This window comes from Mesorhizobium sp. WSM3224, assembly GCF_000427725.1.
Lineage (GTDB): Bacteria > Pseudomonadota > Alphaproteobacteria > Rhizobiales > Rhizobiaceae > Mesorhizobium.
In genome coordinates this window covers 185,125-200,717 of record NZ_ATYO01000009.1, presented here as the reverse complement: position 1 = coordinate 200,717, position 15,593 = coordinate 185,125, and the positions used below count along the sequence as shown (strand labels likewise).

The 15,593-nt window shown below is 63.7% G+C and carries 17 protein-coding genes; 10 read left to right on the top strand and 7 right to left on the bottom strand.

Annotation, left to right across the window (positions count from 1 at the left end; all coding sequences use genetic code 11):
- Window positions 1-5: 5 nt before the first annotated feature.
- The 4 genes from YU3_RS0117940 (at window position 6) to YU3_RS0117925 (ending at window position 3,424) form a co-directional block, all read left to right on the top strand.
- Window positions 6-593, top strand: coding sequence for a thiamine pyrophosphate-dependent enzyme (locus YU3_RS0117940; protein WP_027167552.1), 588 nt, complete (start codon window positions 6-8; stop codon window positions 591-593).
- Between the two features lie 7 nt (window positions 594-600).
- Window positions 601-2,079, top strand: a complete 1,479-nt coding sequence (locus YU3_RS0117935; RefSeq protein WP_027167551.1) for an aldehyde dehydrogenase — start codon at window positions 601-603, stop codon at window positions 2,077-2,079.
- 96 nt (window positions 2,080-2,175) lie between these two features.
- Entirely contained in the window at window positions 2,176-2,970 is a 795-nt protein-coding gene (locus YU3_RS0117930) for an SDR family oxidoreductase (protein ID WP_027167550.1), read from the top strand.
- Window positions 2,971-2,974: 4 nt separating this feature from the next.
- Entirely contained in the window at window positions 2,975-3,424 is a 450-nt protein-coding gene (locus YU3_RS0117925; protein ID WP_027167549.1) for a VOC family protein, read from the top strand.
- Window positions 3,425-3,478: 54 nt separating this feature from the next.
- Here YU3_RS0117925 and YU3_RS0117920 read toward each other — a convergent pair whose 3' ends face one another.
- Both YU3_RS0117920 and YU3_RS0117915 read right to left on the bottom strand, forming a co-directional pair.
- Window positions 3,479-4,132, bottom strand: a complete 654-nt coding sequence (locus tag YU3_RS0117920) for a GntR family transcriptional regulator (RefSeq protein ID WP_027167548.1) — start codon at window positions 4,130-4,132, stop codon at window positions 3,479-3,481.
- Window positions 4,133-4,238: 106 nt separating this feature from the next.
- A complete protein-coding gene (locus YU3_RS0117915) occupies window positions 4,239-5,417 on the bottom strand; it encodes an FAD-binding oxidoreductase (RefSeq protein ID WP_027167547.1) in 1,179 nt (392 codons plus the stop codon).
- A 182-nt stretch (window positions 5,418-5,599) separates the two neighbouring features.
- On the opposite strand from YU3_RS0117915, the gene YU3_RS0117910 reads away from it, so the two are divergent.
- Genes YU3_RS0117910 through YU3_RS0117890 form a run of 5 tightly spaced genes read left to right on the top strand, consistent with a single transcriptional unit; the run spans window position 5,600 to window position 9,833 of the window.
- A complete protein-coding gene (locus tag YU3_RS0117910) occupies window positions 5,600-6,802 on the top strand; it encodes a pyridoxal phosphate-dependent aminotransferase (RefSeq protein WP_027167546.1) in 1,203 nt (400 codons plus the stop codon).
- A gap of 8 nt (window positions 6,803-6,810) precedes the next feature.
- Window positions 6,811-7,251 carry an acetyl-CoA carboxylase biotin carboxyl carrier protein subunit gene (locus YU3_RS0117905; protein WP_027167545.1) on the top strand — a complete coding sequence of 147 codons (441 nt, stop codon included), beginning with the start codon at window positions 6,811-6,813 and terminating at the stop codon, window positions 7,249-7,251.
- A 5-nt stretch (window positions 7,252-7,256) separates the two neighbouring features.
- Window positions 7,257-8,630, top strand: a complete 1,374-nt coding sequence (gene accC / locus YU3_RS0117900) for an acetyl-CoA carboxylase biotin carboxylase subunit (RefSeq protein WP_027167544.1) — start codon at window positions 7,257-7,259, stop codon at window positions 8,628-8,630.
- Window positions 8,602-9,015: a biotin/lipoyl-containing protein gene (locus tag YU3_RS0117895; protein WP_245273534.1), complete on the top strand. Its 414-nt coding sequence runs from the start codon at window positions 8,602-8,604 to the stop codon at window positions 9,013-9,015. The genes accC and YU3_RS0117895 overlap by 29 nt, the downstream gene beginning before the upstream one ends.
- Before the next feature lie 38 nt (window positions 9,016-9,053).
- Entirely contained in the window at window positions 9,054-9,833 is a 780-nt protein-coding gene (locus tag YU3_RS0117890) for a 5-oxoprolinase subunit PxpA (RefSeq protein ID WP_027167542.1), read from the top strand.
- 88 nt (window positions 9,834-9,921) lie between these two features.
- Here YU3_RS0117890 and YU3_RS0117885 read toward each other — a convergent pair whose 3' ends face one another.
- From YU3_RS0117885 to YU3_RS0117865, 5 genes are all read right to left on the bottom strand, one after another.
- Complete coding sequence (locus YU3_RS0117885) at window positions 9,922-10,953, bottom strand: Ldh family oxidoreductase (RefSeq protein WP_027167541.1); 1,032 nt, start codon at window positions 10,951-10,953, stop codon at window positions 9,922-9,924.
- A gap of 40 nt (window positions 10,954-10,993) precedes the next feature.
- Window positions 10,994-12,157 carry an epoxide hydrolase family protein gene (locus YU3_RS0117880; protein WP_027167540.1) on the bottom strand — a complete coding sequence of 388 codons (1,164 nt, stop codon included), beginning with the start codon at window positions 12,155-12,157 and terminating at the stop codon, window positions 10,994-10,996.
- 100 nt (window positions 12,158-12,257) lie between these two features.
- Complete coding sequence (locus YU3_RS0117875; RefSeq protein ID WP_027167539.1) at window positions 12,258-13,238, bottom strand: biotin-dependent carboxyltransferase family protein; 981 nt, start codon at window positions 13,236-13,238, stop codon at window positions 12,258-12,260.
- Window positions 13,235-13,897, bottom strand: a complete 663-nt coding sequence (gene pxpB, locus YU3_RS0117870) for a 5-oxoprolinase subunit PxpB (protein WP_027167538.1) — start codon at window positions 13,895-13,897, stop codon at window positions 13,235-13,237. Before pxpB ends, YU3_RS0117875 begins: the two co-directional genes overlap by 4 nt.
- A 6-nt stretch (window positions 13,898-13,903) precedes the next feature.
- Window positions 13,904-14,680: an SDR family oxidoreductase gene (locus tag YU3_RS0117865; protein ID WP_027167537.1), complete on the bottom strand. Its 777-nt coding sequence runs from the start codon at window positions 14,678-14,680 to the stop codon at window positions 13,904-13,906.
- Window positions 14,681-14,920: 240 nt separating this feature from the next.
- Here YU3_RS0117865 and YU3_RS0117860 point away from each other — a divergent pair, with 240 nt between their 5' ends.
- Window positions 14,921-15,556 carry an RraA family protein gene (locus YU3_RS0117860; protein WP_027167536.1) on the top strand — a complete coding sequence of 212 codons (636 nt, stop codon included), beginning with the start codon at window positions 14,921-14,923 and terminating at the stop codon, window positions 15,554-15,556.
- Window positions 15,557-15,593: the final 37 nt, after the last annotated feature.

Sequence of the window (15,593 nt, the reverse complement as noted above, 5' to 3'; positions counted from 1 at the left end):
ACGACATGACGTTACCGACAATGGACCGCAGAGTTGCGGTGAAGAAGCTCCTTGCCGCCCGCGACGGCGCATTGGTCGTGACCGGTCTCGGCTCGCCGAGCTACGACGTGCATGCGGCCGGTGACCGCAACGACAACTACTATCTCTGGGGCGCGATGGGTGGCGCGGCGCTAATCGGCCTCGGGCTAGCCCAGGCCCAGCCGCAGAAGCGGGTCATGGTGGTCACTGGGGATGGTGAACAGCTGATGGCGTTCGGTTCGTTGGCGACGATCTCGGTGGCGCGGCCGAGGAATCTCGACCTGATCGTCCTCGACAACCAGCATTTCGGCGAGACGGGCATGCAGTCGAGCCATACCGGTCGAGGCATTGGTTTCGACAAGGTCGCTGCCGCTTGCGGTTTCTCGGAAACCGCCGAATTGCGTTCGCTGGAGGAGGTCGACACGCTCTGTGAAAAGCTGCGTCGCCCGGCCGACGGCCCGCGTCTTTTCGTGCTGAAAATCACCGCCGAGAACCTGCCGCGCTCGCTGCCGCCTCGCGACGCGGTTGAGATCAAGAACCGCTTTCGCGCCCATCTGGGCTTTGCCAGCTGTTGAGGTCGACATGGCGCTGGTCAGTTTCCAGAACACGGTCGGCGGTCGGCCCCAGTCGACCGCCGATACATTCGAGAGCCACGATCCTTTCACTGGCAGGCCCTGGGCGCTGATCCCGCGCGGTGGAGAGGCTGAGGTGGATGCCGCCGTGGCGTCCGCCAAGGCGGCTTTCCGGTCGAAGGAATGGGCTGGCATTACGCCGACCGCGCGCGGCAAGCTGCTCGTGCGAATGGCCGACCTGATCGCGAAGAACGCGGAGCGCATTGCCGCCATCGAGACGCGCGACAATGGCAAGCTGCTCACCGAAATGACGGCACAGCTGCGCTACATCCCGGAATGGTTCCGCTATTTCGGCGGTCTTGCCGACAAGATCGAAGGGTCGGTGCTGCCGATCGACAAGGCTGGCATGTTCGCCTTCACCCGCCACGAGCCGCTGGGTGTCATTGCAGCCATCGTGCCCTGGAATTCGCCGCTTTTGCTTCTGACATGGAAGCTCGCGCCGCTGCTGGCGGCCGGCAACACCGTCGTCATCAAGCCATCGGAACACGCCTCGGCCTCGACGCTGGAGTTCGTGAAACTGTTTGCGCAGGCGGGCTTCCCGCCCGGCGTGGTCAACACCGTTACCGGCATGCCGCTCGATGTCGGCGTGCCGCTTGTTTCCCATCCCGACGTCGCCAAGATCGCCTTCACCGGTGGTGAGCCAGGTGGGATCGCCGTCTATCGAGCCGCTGCCGAACAGCTTAAAGTCGTCACGCTGGAGCTCGGCGGCAAATCGGCCAACATCGTCTTCGACGACGCCGATATCGAGAGCGCGGTCAACGGCGCGATCTCAGGCATCTTCGCGGCCAGCGGCCAGACCTGCATCGCGGGTTCGCGCCTGCTGGTGCATCGCAAAATCCACGACCGGTTCGTGGAAGGCGTCATAACGCTGGCGGCTAGCGCCCGATTGGGCAATCCGGCGCTGCAAGAGACGCAGGTGGGGCCGATCACCACGCAAGCCCAGCGCGAGAAGGTGCTGTCCTACCTCGGCATAGCACGCCGCGAGGGCGCGCTATGCGTGCTGGGTGGCGGCAAGCCGGCATCTAGCGAATTGGCCGATGGCTGGTTCGTCGAGCCGACCATTTTCACCGGCGTGGACAACACCATGCGGATCGCGCGTGAAGAGGTGTTCGGGCCGATCCTGTCCGTCATTCCATTCGACGACGAGGAGGAGGCTTTTGCCATCGCCAATGACAGCCCCTTTGGGCTGGCGGCAGGGATATGGACCAGCGACATGGGCCGGGCGCTGCGCGGCGCGGCAGCGATGGAAGCGGGGATGGTCTGGATCAATTCATACCGCGCCGTCTCCTATATGGCGCCCTTCGGCGGCTACAAGAGGAGCGGCATCGGCCGCGAGAGCGGACAGGAGGCGATCAATTCCTATCTGCAGACCAAGACGGTGTGGATAGACACGGCCGGCAAGACCGCCAATCCCTTCGTGATCCGCTAGGCTAGCCTCGGTGAGGGAATCATCCTTATCCGTGGCCGAGCCCGGCGCACCGCTCCCCGGAACGGTGGTCTGCTCACAATGACGAAGGAACTGGACATGAGACAGGCGGGCAAGGTGGCGGTGATCACCGGGGCGGCACGCGGCATCGGGCGCGCTTGCGCGGAGCGTTTTCTGGCCGAAGGCGCGAAGCTCGTGCTCGGCGATATCGATGTCGCCGAGCTGAAGAAATGTGCCGCTGAAATAGGCACGACCGACAGCGTTCTGGCGGTCGTCACGGATGTCAGCAAGAAGGATCAGGTCGATGCGCTGGTTGCGGCGGCGGTGGCGAAGTTCGGCCGTATCGACATCATGGTCAACAATGCCGGCATCGCTCCGGTCCAGGACTTTCTCGATATCAGCGAGGCGGATTACGACAGGGTCCTCGCAGTCAATCTGAAAGGTGCGTTCATGGGCACCCAGGCTGCCGCCCGCCAGATGATCGCGCAGGGTGGAGGCGGCGTCATCATCAACATGTCGTCGATCAATTCGGGCCTCGCCAACCCGCGCGTCGCCACCTACGCGATCTCCAAGGGCGGCATGAACCAGGTCACCAGCACCGCGGCCGTCGCCTTCGCTCCCCATGGCATCCGTGTGGTCGGCGTCGGCCCGGGCACCATCGCGACGGAGATGGTGATGGATGGGACCTTCATCGACTCCGAGGAAATGCGCCGCGCGATCCTATCGCGCACACCGCTCGGGCGTCTCGGCACGGCCGCCGAGATCGCTTCCGTCGTGGCGTTCCTGGCCAGCGACGATGCGTCCTACATCACCGGCGAGACGATCTATCCCGATGGGGGCCGGCGCGTGCTGAACTATACGGTTCCGATCAAGGATGAGAAGAATGGGAAGTGAGAATATGGGCAATTTCGACAAGCTGCATCACATCTGCATCGTCGTGCATGATATCGACAAGGCGCAGGCTTATTACGATTCAATCGGCATAGGACCGTGGGAAGCCTATCCGCCGCTGGCCGAATACGAAGAACTCCAAGTCCCAAGCCCCGATGGGTTCAAGGCGATGCAATACCGGATTTGCAACCTGCCGAACACTCAGCTGCAACTGTGCCAGCCAAACCACGATCCTTCACCACAGCGGATTCATCTCGATACCAAGGGCGAAGGCGTCTTCCATATCGGCTTTGAGGTTCGTGATGCGGACGCAGCCGAAACCAAGGCGAAAACCGACGGACTTGCCGTGCTGATGCGCGGGCGCCGGGAAAACCGCACCGGCTTCACCTATTACGACACGGCCGACAAGGCGGGCGTGATCCTGCTGACAAGGGCGACCAATCTGCCCGGCAAATGATCCAACCGCGAGAAAGGAAAGCCGGTGCGGACCATGCCCGGAATGACCGGTCCGTCAGCTGCCCCGCAATTCCTGAAGCCGGTCGACCAGGAACTTGCCGCTGGTGATGATATGCATTTCCAAAAGGCCGACGGCGCGCAGCGTATCCTTGGCTTCGCACAGGTCAATGAGCTGCCAGTGGTCGCGGTCGGACTGTGCCTGTATCTCGGTGAGCGTCACCATCATGCGCGTGTAGCGTTCCAGTTGCTGGTAGATACGCCCGACCAGTTCGATCGTCGCCTTGCGGCCGGACGGCGCGTAGAGCGCGGCGTGGAAGTTCCAGTTGAGCTGGTTCGAATACTCGCCTGTCTTGCCCTGCTCCTGGTGCTGCTTTGCACGTTCCCGGGCCAGAGCGAGGTCGGCCTCCGTCATCCTTGGAATGGCTAGGGCCAGTAGCCATGTTTCGATCCGGGCCCGCAATTCGTAGAGCTCGAGGATCTCGTCCAGGGAAATCGAGGTGACGACGGCGCCCTTGTGGGAAACCAGCGTGACGAAGCCTTCCGAATGAAGCTGATGCAGCGCCTCTCGCACCGGAATTCGGCTGACGCCGAACTCGGTGGCCAGATGCTCCTGCCGTAGCTGGAAGTTGGCCTCGTATTCGCCGATCAGGATCTTCTGCCTGATGGCATCGGCGACCTGGGTCGAGATGGTTTTCTTCTGTACGAGCATGAATCAGCCTGGGGCGGCCGCCGTGTTTGTCGACCGGCGCCGTTTTGATTGAAGAAGTGGACGCATAGCACCGTTGTCACTGCGATGCCATGTCGCCCGTTTCGCTTCAGTAGACATGTTCCTCGATGGGCTGATTGCTGGCGATCCGCTCGTAGCGAAAGGCCGAGAGGTCGACAGAGCGGTACTCGCCATAGGCAATGAGGTCACTGACACCCGACCCGGTCGCCGCCGCATGCATCATGCCGTGGCCGCTGAAGCCGGTGGCCAGGACAAAGTTCGAGACCTCGGGAAGCCGGCCGATGATGCCGCTGTGGTCGAAGGTGTTGTACTCGTAGAGACCCGCCCAGGCGCGCAGCATGCGCAATTGCTCGAACCCGGGCACACGATGGGCCAGCGCCGGCCAGATCAACTCGTCGAACAGGTCGTAGTCTACATCCAGGCCAAAATCGTCTGGGTCGTTCTCGCGCACCGGCGGAATACCGCACAGGAAGAGCTGACCTTCCGGCCGCAGCCAGACGCCGCTCGTATCGAAGACGAAGGGGCAGTTTTCGATCCTTGCCGGCGTTTCGAAGACGAAGACGCAGCGCTTGCTCGGCACAACCGGCAGCTCGGCGCCGGCCATCCTGGCAATGCTTGCGCTCCATGGTCCGGCCGCGTTGATCACCGTGCCGGCGGCAAGCCGTTCGCCATTGTCCAGCACCACTTCGCCGACCTTTTGGGAAGACGCCATGGTCAGTCCGGTCACGGTCGCGGCAAGATAGTCCACGCCCTGAGTGCGTGCCTTGCGGCGGAATGCCTGCATCAGGCCGGGGCCGTCGAACCAGCCTTCGCTGCCGAGGCCGAGCGAGCCAAGGGCGAGATCGTCCGTGTTGAGCCATGGGAAGCGTCGCGCCAGATCGGCTTGCTCGATCAGTTCGGCATCGACGCCCATGCCGCGCTGAACGCGGTTCTTGGCACGCTGCGCGTCGGCCCGCTCGGGCGTTGCCAGCACGAGATATCCAGGCTCATGCAGCCCGATATCCGCAAGCTCATCACCGATGGCAAGCCTCGTCTTTACCTGGCGCAGGAAATCGATGCTGAACTTCGACATGGCGATGTTCGGCGCGGTGCCGAACTGCTGGCGTATGGCGCTGGTCGACAAGGAAGACGAGGAGGCCGTGTAGTAGGGGTCCCGCTCGATCACCGCGATCCTGCCATCGAAGTCCGGATTGGCTGACAGGAAGTAGGCGATCGAGCTGCCGACAACGCCTCCGCCGACGATCACCACATCATAGTTTGTGCCCATTCCAATCGTGTTCCCTATCTCTAATGTCATGCGTGGTGACGAGAATTGGATACTTTCCTCTATCGGTCCACCTCAGAAATGAGACATAACCCGGCCTTCGGCGCAGAAAAAGGGGTTTGACGCGAAAATCAGAATACATTATCCAATTTGCACCAGATATCAGACATGCCGAGGATCGTCCCGTGGGCCTCATCGCTCCCCGTCTCGACGTCATCAAGCCAAGCCCCAGCATGGCGGTCACTGCGCGGGCAATCGAAATGCGCTCGGCCGGCATCGACGTCATCAGCCTGAGCGCCGGCGAGCCGGATTTTCCGACGCCTCCGCACATCGTCGAGGCAGCCTACGAGGCGATGCGCAGGGGTGAGACGCGCTATACGGCGGTCGACGGCACCGCCGCGCTGAAGAAGGCGGTGGCCGGAAAATTCAGGCGCGAGAACGGCCTCGACTACAAGCCTTCGCAAATCAGTGTCGCGGGTGGCGCAAAGCAGATCATCTACAACGCCCTGCTGGCAACGCTGGCCCCCGGTGATGAGGTGGTCGTCCCCGCGCCCTATTGGGTTTCCTACATCGACATCGTCCTGCTCGGCGAAGGCAGGCCGGTTGTCGTACCATGCACCGAGGCGCAAGGCTTCAAACTGACGCCGCAAGCCCTGCGAGCCGCGATCACCGGGCGTACCAAATGGCTGCTGATCAACACGCCCTCCAATCCGACAGGCGCCGTCTACAGCCGTGACGAACTTGCCGGCCTGGCCGCGGTGTTGCTCGACCACCCGCATGTTCATGTGCTGACCGATGACATCTACGAGCATATCCTGTTCGATGGGCGCGTCTTCCATACCATCGCCGGCGTCGAGCCACGGCTGAAGGACCGCACGCTGACGGTAAACGGCGTGTCGAAGGCCTACGCCATGACCGGCTGGCGGATCGGCTATGCCGGCGGGCCGGAATCGCTGATCCGCGCCATGGCCACCGTGCAGAGCCAAAGCACGTCGAACCCGTCATCCATCTCGCAGGCCGCGACTATAGCAGCGCTTGAAGGCCCTCAGGACTTTCTTCGTCCGCGCGCTCTCGAATTCCAGACCCGGCGCGACCGCGCCCTGGAGCTGCTGCGCGTCATTCCCGGCCTCACCTGTCAGACGCCCGAGGGCGCCTTCTATCTCTATCCCAATTGCTCGGCCCTGATCGGCTGTCGCCGCCCGGACGGCACGCCTATCGGCGGCGACGACGATTTCTCGCTTTACCTGCTCGATCAGGCGCGGGTAGCAGTGGTGCAGGGCTCGGCCTACGGCCTGTCGCCGCATTTCCGCATTTCCATAGCCACGTCGATGGACCTGATCGAAAAGGCGATCAGGCGCATCGCCGAGGCCGTCGAAGCGCTGCGGTAGGGCCGGCGATGGATCTCGACTTCGTCCTTAAGCTGATCGAATTTGTCTCGCGTTCGCCCATTGCCGAACTGGAGATCGAGCGCGACGGCGTTCGCGTCCGCATGTCCAGGCATACGGCGTCGGCGCAATCCGCGTCGCAGGTGCAGCCGGGGCCCGATGTAACCGCCCGTTCCCCAGATCAGACGTCGACATCTCCGCCCATCGCACGCCATTCGATCCGCGCGCCGCTGACGGGGGTGTTCTACCGCTCTGGCACCGAAGGCGAACCGCCGCTGGTTGCCATTGGCGATGTGGTCGCGGAGGGGCAGAAAATCGGTGTCCTCGAAGCCATGAAGACGCTCAATGTCGTGGAATCCAATCGCGCTGGGCGGATCGTCCAGATCGCGTTCGACGACCATGCAGCGGTGCAGTCCGGCGACGTGCTGTTCGTGTTGGAAGATGAGGGCTGAGGGCGATGTTCGATACCGTCCTTATCGCCAACCGCGGTGAAATCGCGCTGCGCATCCTGCGCGCCTGCCGCGATCTCGGATTGAAAACGGTGGCGGCGCACTCGGAGGCCGATGCGAGCCTTCGCCATGTCGCGCTGGCGGACAAGGCGATCTGCATTGGACCGGCTGCCGCGACAGAGAGCTATCTCAACATCGCCGAGATCATCGCGGCCGCGCAACTCGCCGGCGCGGGCGCGATCCATCCGGGCTATGGTTTCCTTTCGGAGAACGCCGCCTTCGCCGAGGCCGTCGAAAACGCAGGCCTCATTCTCGTCGGGCCGTCCGCGACGGCGATCCGCACCATGGGCGACAAGGTCTCCGCCAAGCGCACGATGATCGCTGCCGGCGTTCCCTGCGTTGCGGGCTCGAAGGGCGCGCTGCCGCAGGATGAGCAAGAGGTGCGCGCCATTGCCGAGGCCATCGGCTATCCGGTCATCGTCAAGGCAGCGGGTGGCGGGGGCGGGCGCGGCATGCGCATCGTGCGCGATGAGCAGGCCCTGATGGAAGCCGTTTCCATGGCGGTGAAAGAGGCGGACCGGGCCTTCGGCAACCCGCAAGTCTATCTGGAAAAATTCCTCGAGCAGCCGCGCCATATCGAGATCCAGATCCTGGCGGACAAGCACGGTAGGGCGGTCTGGCTCGGCGAGCGGGATTGCTCCATGCAACGTCGTCACCAGAAGATCATCGAGGAGGCGCCGGCGCCTGGCATCGCCCGCGAGGCGATCGCCGAGATCGGCGATCTGTGTGCCCGCGCATGCCTGACCATCGGCTATACCGGTGCCGGTACGTTCGAGTTCCTCTACGAGGACGGGCGCTTCTCTTTCATCGAGATGAACACCCGCGTGCAGGTGGAGCATCCGGTCACCGAACTCGTCACCGGCATCGATATCGTGCGAGAGCAGATCCGCATCGCTCGCGGCGAACCGCTGTCGTTCAGCCAGGAAGACATCCGCATTCAAGGCCACGCCGTCGAATGCCGCATCAACGCTGAAGATCCGTACAGCTTTCGGCCGCATCCGGGCCGGGTCGAGCGCTGGACGCCGCCCGGTGGTCCCGGTATCCGCGTCGAATCGCATCTCTACTCCGGCTACGCCGTGCCGCCGCACTACGATTCGCTGGTGGCCAAGCTGCTGGCACATGGCGCGACGCGGGCAGAGGCGATCCGGCGCATGCGCGGGGCGCTGGGCGAGATGGAGGCAGTCGGCATCGCCACCAACGCGCCGCTGCACGGCATCCTGATGGAGGATCCCGGCTTCGCTGCCGGAGGCTTCGATATTCATCATCTCGAACACCTCATCGAAGGCGGTCTGCTTGAGCGACGAGGCGGCGATGACGCTTGAGGAGATCGAAAGGCTGGCTGCCTGGTGCGCAAGCGCCGGCATAGGCGAGATCGAGCTGGCGGAGACCGGCTTTTCGCTGCGCCTGCTTGTACAGGCCGTTGTTGCCCCGACACCCGTGGCCGCGGCCGAAGCGCCGAAGGCCGAAACGGTCTTCAAGGGCGTGCGTGCGCCTGGCGTTGGCGTGTTCCGCCTCGATCACCCGACCACCGGCCACCCGGTTGCCGAACCTGGCCAGACGGTCCGCAAGGGCGAGACGGTCGGCGTCCTGCAGGTCGGCCCGTGCCTGAAAGCGGTGCTCGCGCCGGCAGACGGCGTGCTGGGCGCGGCGCTGATCAAGGACGGAGCGGTCGTCGGCTACGGCACTCCGCTCTACGAACTGGCGTGAAGGCAAAGGCGATGGTTCGAACCACCGAGGAAAGCGCCATGACGGCCACGGGATTGCAGGTCGATATCAATTCCGACATGGGCGAGGGTTTTGGAGCCTACAGGCTCGGCGACGACGCGGCGATCCTCGATATCGTCAGTTCCGCCAACGTGGCCTGCGGCTTTCATGCCGGGGACCCCGAGATCATGGCCGCTACGTTCTCGATGGCGCGCGACAAGGGCGTCGCCGTTGGCGCGCATCCTAGCTTCGCCGATTTGTGGGGGTTCGGACGCCGCAACATCCCGCATTCCATGGATGAGATCGAACGGCTGGTCGCCTACCAGGTCGGCGCGGCGCAAGCGCTTTCCGCTTATGCCGGCCACCCGATCCGGTATGTGAAGGCGCATGGCGCGCTGGGCAACCTTACCCAGACAGACCGTGGCGTCGCCGAAGCCGTGACCCGCGCAGTCAAGGCCGTCGATCCCGGCCTGATATGCCTGGTTATTGCGCTCGGCTTCCAGGACAGGATCGCGCGCGACGCTGGCCTGACGGTCAGGTCCGAAATCTTCGCCGATCGTGCCTATACCGAGGAAGGCTTTCTTGTCTCGCGCAAGCTGGCAGGCGCGGTCATCCATGACGCCGAAAAGGCCGCAGAACGGGTCGTGCGGATGGTCGAGCAAGGCGGCATCGAGACGCTTTCCGGGCAGATGCTGCGGACGCCGATCGATTCCATCTGCGTCCACAGCGACACGCCGGCGGCCGTCGCCATCGCCGCGCATGTCAGGAGACGGCTGGAAGCGAACGGCGTCAGCGTCCGGGCATTCGCGGCAACGGCCTGAACACGGCCGCAACCGTTTCAGAACCAGACGTCGCTGAGGCGATGTCCAGCGCATTTTTCTCCATTCTCCTGATGATCCGAGCTTCACGTCACACGCCGCCGAGTCCTCGTTCGAGAAAACGGTCGAGCTGTTCGATTTCCTGGGCGGAGAGGCTGATGCCGTCTCTCTGCGAAGTCGCACGAGCGAGGAACCGTCGCTGCGAGGGCAGGCGTGCACTCTGGCCGACGATCGCCTCGAACAGGGCTTCGGCACGACCCAGCGGATTGCCGGGACGTCCGGCGGAAAAGGCTTGCGGCGAAAAGGCGATGACCAGCTCTCCATGCGATGGATAAAGCGTCGTGGTGCCGAGCAGATCAAGCGCCTCGGGGCTGGTCAGGTCGCCGATCATGATGCCGGCGAGCAGCTCGATCATCGTCCCGATGGCAGACCCCTTGTGCCCGCCGAACGAAAGCATGGCGCCCGCCAAGGCAGCTTCCGGATCTGTCGTCGGCCTGCCATCTATATCGATCGCCCAGCCTTCGGGCAGCTTCTTGCCGGCCCGGCGATGGAGCTCGATCTCGCCGCGCGCGGCAACCGACGTCGCGAAGTCGAAAACATAAGGCGGCTGCTCTTCGCGCGGCCAGCCAAAGGCAAAAGGATTGGTGCCAAGCAATGGTCTGTTGCCACCGGTCGGAGCGACCGTGGCATAGCTCGGGCACATGGCCAGGCCGGCAAGGCCCGCCTGCGTCAAGGCTTCGACCTCCACCCAAAGGGCGGAAAAATGCACGGCATCGTTGATCGCGAGCGCGGCAATGCCGCACGAGCGTGCCCGCTCGACCAGAACGGGCAGGCCCAATTCGAAGGCCGGGTTGGCGAAGCCATGCTTCGCATCCACTTTGACGATGGCGGGCGCGTCTTGCGGCAACAATTCGGGCAGCGCGTTCGGCTCCACTTTTCCGGCCTTGATCGTTCGCAGGGCGCCTTCGATGCGGTAGACACCATGCGACTTGCAGGCATCGCGTTCCGCCGCGACGATGACCCGGGTGATGGCGCCGGCCTGGATGGGGTTCAGTCCCGCCTTGCGGAAAATTGCATCGACACGCTCATGCAGGGCATCGACGGTGATCGCGGTGTTGGTCATTTCTGCCTTCGGGTTTGGCTGCGCGCAAACGCAGGTGCCTTCAAAAATCCAGACCGCCGGCAAAGGCCCTTAGATCCTGTGCAAGCAAAGCGGGCTGCTCAAGGGCTGCGAAATGACCACCGCGCGGCATCGCTGTCCACCGGCGGATGTCCTTGAAGACTCGTTCGACCCAGCTTCTTGGCGGCATCGGCAGCTCCTTGGGAAACAAAGCCACCGCAAGCGGGACGTGGATCGCCGTGCCGGGCGCAAATGCAAGCGGGCGGGCGCGCGTTTCCCAATAGAGCCGCATCGACGAAGCGACGGTCCGGGTGAACCAGTAAAGCGAGATGTCAGCGAGCATGTCGTCATGCGAAAAAGCGGCGTTGCCCAGATCGCCATCGCAATCGCTCCAGTCGCGGAACTTTTCGGCCATCCATGCCGCCAGTCCGACCGGCGAATCCGTCAGCCCGTAGGCAAGCGTTTGCGGGCGCGTCGCCTGGATGTGGGCATAGGCGCCATGAAGATCCGCCCAACCGGCTTTCCGTTCCAGGAAGGCGCGTTCTTCCGACGTCAAGTCACCGTCTGGGCTTGCATCGTGAGGTGGTGAGAATGAGCCGGGAATGAAATTGAGATGCACGCCGGCGAGACTGTCGGGATGCGCGTGTGCCAGGCAGGTCGACACGCTGGCGCCCAGATCCCCTCCCTGGGCGAGATAACGCTCGTAGCCGAGACGGTTCATCAACTCGGCCCAAATCTCGGCAACGGTGAACAGGTTGAGACCAGGCCTGGTCGGCCGGCTTGAAAAGCCATAGCCGGGAATCGACGGGACCACGACATTGAAGGCGTCCTCCTGTCTTCCGCCATGCGAAAGCGGGTCGGTCAGAAACGGGATCAGCTCATGAAATTCGAAGACGCTGCCCGGCCAGCCATGGGTGAGTATGACCGTTCTGCCGGTCGCAACAGCGGCGCGCGCATGGATGAAATGGATGGTTTGGCCGCCGATATCCGTCTGGTAGTGCGGATGGAGGTTCCAGGCGGCTTCCTGCTTGCGCCAGTCGAAGCCGGTGCCCCAGTACTGCACAAGCCGCCGCAGTTCTTCGTATTCCGTTCCCTGCGCCCAGCCTATCGCCTGCAATTGGTCCGGCGCTCGCCAGGTCGAAAGACGCTTCTTCAATTCGTCGATTTCAGCCTGGTCGATCCGGATCGTGAAAGGGCGGATTTCCATGGACCTGTCCTGCTCGCTGGTATCTTGATGCGGGTGCCGATGTCGTGCCGTTCCTTGTTATCACCATCGGATCTCGGGCCAATCGGTGCGGGTTTCTCCATCAATTCGGCCGGGACCTTGCCGCCACCAGATTGCGCGCGGCAACGAATTCGTCATGCCACCGCCGGTTCGCGCGAAGCGCCTCCGTCGACACTTCAATCGAGACCGGCACGAATCGCAACCGCGCACCGACTGGCGCCTGCGCCAGCCGCCACAGGTCGGCTTCGATCACCGTGGCGATCTTCGGATAGCCGCCGCACGTGTTGGCATCGGCAAGCTGGATGATCGGCTGACCGGATGGCGGCACCTGGACAGTTCCCGGCACGATGCCGTGGGACAGCAATTCGAGCGGTGAGAGGAGCGAAAGCGTCTCTCCGGCAAGGCGATATCCCATTCGGTTGGCGTCGTTGGTGATGCTCCATTCGCTGCCGGTGAAGGCTGCCTGGGCCTCCGGCGTGAAGGCGTCGAACTCGGCAGCGGGCAGAACCCGCAATTCGATTGCCGAGGCAAAGCCGCCCGCGGCGCCGCGCCGCTCCTTCAGCGCTGCGCCAAAGCCGCCCGCGGGAAGGCGGCATTGCGCAGGGTTGAGCGCAAGCTGGTCGCCGCGGGACAGGCCGCGTCCGGCGAGCCCGCCGAAACTGCCTTTCACGTCCGTCGCGCGCGACCCCATGACGGGCGGCAGATCGAGCCCGCCGGCAAAGGCGATGTAGGAACGCGCACCGACTCGCGGCGCCTCGAGGACAAGGGCCTTGCCGGCGCGGATCGTCATGGCCCACCAGGGCGGGCAGGGCCGGTCGCCGACGCTGACGGCGCAATCCGCACCGGTGACGGCGACGGCGGTGTCGATATGCGCGCGCAGCCGGAACGGATGAAGCGCGACCTCGATCCCGGCGGCCGAGGGATCATTGCCCAGCATGAGATTGGCGATCGCCAGTGCTTGCCTGTCCATGGCGCCGCCATGGCTCACCCCCAGCGCCAGATGACCGGGCCGGCCGAGGTCCTGGACCGTGTTCGGCAGGCCGGTGGTGAGGATCTCGATCATGCCTCGATCCCTGCGATTTCGAAGCGAATCTTGTCTCCGGGCCTGAGGAGCACGGGCAATTCCGCTTCGGCCCTGAAGAGCTTCACGTCGGTATGGCCGATGATGTGCCATCCGGATGGTGCTGTCATCGGCATGATACCCGCCTGCGCGCCGCCAATGATGACGGCGCCCTCAGCGACTTTGAGGCGAGGCGTGCTGCGCCTTGCCCAGGCAAGCCGCGGGTCGAGACCGGACAGATAGGGAAAACCCGGCATGGCGCCGATGGCGGCAACGGAGTAGGTGGTCGCCGCGTGGCGCCTGACGGTCTCGTCGACAGACAGGCCGCAATGCGCGGCCCAGCCGGCGAGATCTTCGCCGCGCGCGCCGCCGTAGCTGAGGGGAATGGTATGATGCGTGCCTGCAACCGCATGGGCATCGGTGCAGGTCCAGAGCGACATCAGCTGATCGCCGACGCCGTGGGCGTCCGTAGCGAGCGGATCAAAGACCACCAGCAAGTTGTTCATGCCGGGAACAGCCTCGCGCACCCCCTCGAGGGTCAGCGCGGCGTTCGCTACTGCCCAGACCAGTTCCTGGGTGGCATCATCGAAGGCCCCCTGCGCGCCATCGAGCAGCAGCGCGCTCGATCCTGCAAGGCTGATGTGGGGCGTACCGACAACCATGGGCGGTCAGTCCTTCACCGGCACCGTATAATTCAGGATCAGCCGGCCGCCATCCGGATAGATGGTCTGGCCGACAATGTAGGAGGCGTCGTCGCTGGCCAGGAAGGATGCGACGCTGGCGATCTCCGAAGGCTCGCCGCAGCGGCCGCTCGGGGTGCGCGACAGGATGGTCTGGCGCTGCACTTCGCTGGCCATGACCGAGCTCTTGACCATGTCGGTCAGGATGGTGCCGGGGCCGATGGCGTTGACGCGGATGTTGTGCGGGATCAGTCCGACGGCCATCACCGCGGTCAATTGCTTGATGCCACCCTTGGACACGGCATAGGCGACGGAATTGGGAATGGCCAGAATGGCGTTGATCGACGACATGTTGATGATCGAGCCGCCGCGTCCCTGCGCGATCATGGCTCGCGCCGCCGCCTGCCCGAGCAGGAAGGGCGCCTTGAGATTGACGCGCTGAACCAAATCGAAGGCCTCCTCGGGGAAATCGACGAAATCGTCCAGATGGATGATGCCGGCATTGTTGATCAGGACGTCCACACCGCCGAAGCTATGCATGGCCTTGGCAATGATGCCGTCGGCCATGTCCCTGCTGATTTCGGAAAGGTCGGCGGATAGCCAGACGGCGCGCTCGCCAAGACGTTCGGCATGCTCGCGCCCGCGATCGGCCTGCACGTCGACTAGCACAACCCTTGCGCCATCGGCATGAAAGCGCTCGGCGCAGGCAAGGCCCAGGCCTTGTGCCGCCCCGGTGACGATCACGACTTTTCCTGCGTGCTTCACAGTCAATTCCTTTTTCACAATCACGATATTTATGGATATGTTATCCAATCTATCTTGAACTTCGACGCCATTGCAAGCCCGGATGGGTGGAACTACGGGGCCATGTTTGGCCGGCTGTGCGCCATTGCAGAGCCGCTTTGCCTTTTTTCTGCCGACGGCCGCAAGGTCGGTTGACTCCACCGAATTAATTGTGATTGGATACTATATTCACGAGATATGCCGACGGCAGGAGTGCAGGCGATGGCGGATGGACCACAGGAAAGCGAACTGATCGAGGCGTTCCGCGCTCTTGCGACGCCACTCATCAGCGACAATCTCGCTCGTGTCCCCGGAGCTGTCGGCTTGCGGCCATTTCATCAGGCGAGCGGCGTCATGGCCGGGAGGGCGCTGACGGTCAGGACCCGCCCCGGCGACAACCAGTTCATCCATCGGGCGCTCGATCTGTTGCAGCCCGGAGACGTAGTCGTCGTCGATGGCGGCGGCTATGAGGGGCGCGCGCTGATCGGCGAGATCATGACAAGTGTCGCGGCGTCGCGCGGCGCCGCAGGCATTGTCATCGACGGCGCCATCCGCGATGCCGGTGCCATCGGCCGTAGTCCGTTTCCATGCTTCGCACGGTCGGCCATCCATCTCGGACCTTACAAGGATGGTCCGGGAGCCATCAATGTTCCCGTCTGCATAGGCGGCATGGTCGTTGGCCCGGGCGACATCGTCGTGGGCGACGAGGATGGCGTCGTGGCATTTCCAATCGACGGTGCCGCGGCTTTGCTGGCCGCTGTCCGGGCGCAGGAAGCCCGCGAAGCCGCGATCATGCTCAGCATTCGGGAGAACCGCTATCAGGGAGCCTATGCCCGGGCCTCCAGCGGCAGTCACTGATCTGCCGGGTCAGTCCTTGCCGGTGACATCGCGTGGC